Source organism: Staphylococcus coagulans (assembly GCF_002901995.1).
Taxonomy (GTDB): Bacteria; Bacillota; Bacilli; order Staphylococcales; family Staphylococcaceae; genus Staphylococcus; species Staphylococcus coagulans.
In genome coordinates, this window is record NZ_PPQN01000079.1 from 1 (window position 1) to 1,831 (window position 1,831).

Below are 1,831 nucleotides of genomic sequence, written 5' to 3' on the forward strand. Positions count from 1 at the left end.
AAAGTATAATTTTAATAAAAAGGGTCTTCTGTATGAACTATTTCAGGTATAAACAATCAAGGGTATTGAATGTATTTATGGACTATATAAAAAGAACTGTAGGTCTCTTCAGATCTACGGATTTTCGCCATGCCACGAAATTAGTTATATGTTAGCGAGTTAAGCGAATGCTGACATGATAAAAAAGGAAATTAGATATTTTTTTCTAACTTTGCAACAGAACCAAAGAATAGCTATTATTCCAAAAACTAAAGACGAAATTAAATTCTTTCTTATTCTATGAAGTTGTTCTCTCATTACTTCATTTCTTTTACTTTTCATAACCATACGCCCTCTATTGTTATTTTTTAAAATTAGATCTTTATCATTACTATTTTTCTTAAAATGCACTAGATACTAACCAATAAGCTATACAGTTAGTTTACATAATTTCGTATTATGAGTAGTGCTTTTGTATATGCTTTAATCAATAATAATATAATTAAAGATTTAAACTAACACATACAAAAAACAAAATTAACATAACTTTAAAAAATAAATCATTTTATAACATTGATATTTCTGTAAAAAAACAATAGAATAAAGATATAGTTTACATAAAAAGAAGGTTCAAAAGTTATGAAAAATATTTATTAATCATATTATTATTACCTTTATTAATTTCGTGTAGCAATAATCATCACAATAAAAAAGTAACTGTTGTTGAGTATGGAGATTATAAATGTCCTTATTGTAAGGATTTTGATACTAAAGTAATGCCTAAATTAGAAAAAGAATACATAGAGAAAAAGTTAGTTATTCATTTGTTAATTTATCATTTTTAGGTAAGGACTCAATAATAGGATCTAGAGCTAGTCATGCTGTTAAAAATATTGCACCTAAACATTACTTAGAATTTCACCATAAAATTTACAAAGAACAACCAAACAATGAAAAAAATGGATTACTTATAAAAAAGTCGACAATATTATTGACCAACTTTCAATAAAGAAAAAAGAGAAAGAAAAAATCAAAAAAAATTATAAGCAAAAAAACAGCAAAGCTTATAAAGATGCAATTAAAGATAAAAAAATAGCGGAAAAAGAAAAAGTTGAAATGACTCCAACAGTAACAATAAATGGCAAAATGGTAGAAGATCCTTTGGATAAGAATGATTTATTTAAGAAACTCAATAATGAGTTAAAGAAATAGGTGAGAAATAATGAAAATACTAATATATGGACTTAATACACTAAACTATATCGTTTTACTATTATTAATTCTTTTAAACCTACATAATTTACAACAAATAGGATTAAATATTTGTGAATATTTTCTCTTATCTAGTATTGGTATATTGATAATCTCACTCATTATATATTTCTTTAAAAAGAAAGAAATATTTTTAGTGAGTGTTTTTATAAACTTTTTTAATATAGCGATTATATTCCCTATATTATTAGTATTATTATTTTAAGGAGGATTTTTATGGTTCTTTGTCAACGTCGGTTGGCGAGACGATAACGCATTAAGCAACGTTATTTTGTTGTTCAATGCGTTTTTTATATTCACTTACAAATACTTTGGAAATGATTAAGATTCGATTCCTAAAATTCCAGAAATTTCTATAACCATAAGAAACCCGTTTAATCAGTTTTATTTTATTATTAATTCCCTCAATTGGCCCATTCGTTAAATGTGGATAACGCATCGTATTTGAGATATAGGGCAAGTATTTGATGAATGTTCGAATAACGCGCTTGAGTCCTTGTGAAATATCTTTTGTCTTTGAATCCTGTAAGATGAACTGTAATTGCTGGATATCGTTTGCTTTTAAGGCACTTAAAAGACG

1 protein-coding gene and 2 pseudogenes are annotated in these 1,831 nt (G+C 25.6%); 2 read left to right on the forward strand and 1 reads right to left on the reverse strand.

The window, feature by feature from the left end; translation table 11 throughout:
• Positions 1 to 52 precede the first annotated feature (52 nt).
• Positions 53 to 163 (forward strand): annotated as a pseudogene (locus CD118_RS11200) (IS6 family transposase); the annotation flags it as partial.
• Positions 164 to 596: 433 nt separating this feature from the next.
• A pseudogene (locus tag CD118_RS11205) lies at positions 597 to 1,191 on the forward strand (DsbA family protein).
• 316 nt (positions 1,192 to 1,507) lie between these two features.
• Here CD118_RS11205 and CD118_RS11215 read toward each other — a convergent pair.
• Positions 1,508 to 1,831: transposase (locus tag CD118_RS11215; RefSeq protein ID WP_142380876.1), on the reverse strand; the 324-nt coding region annotated here is incomplete at its 5' end.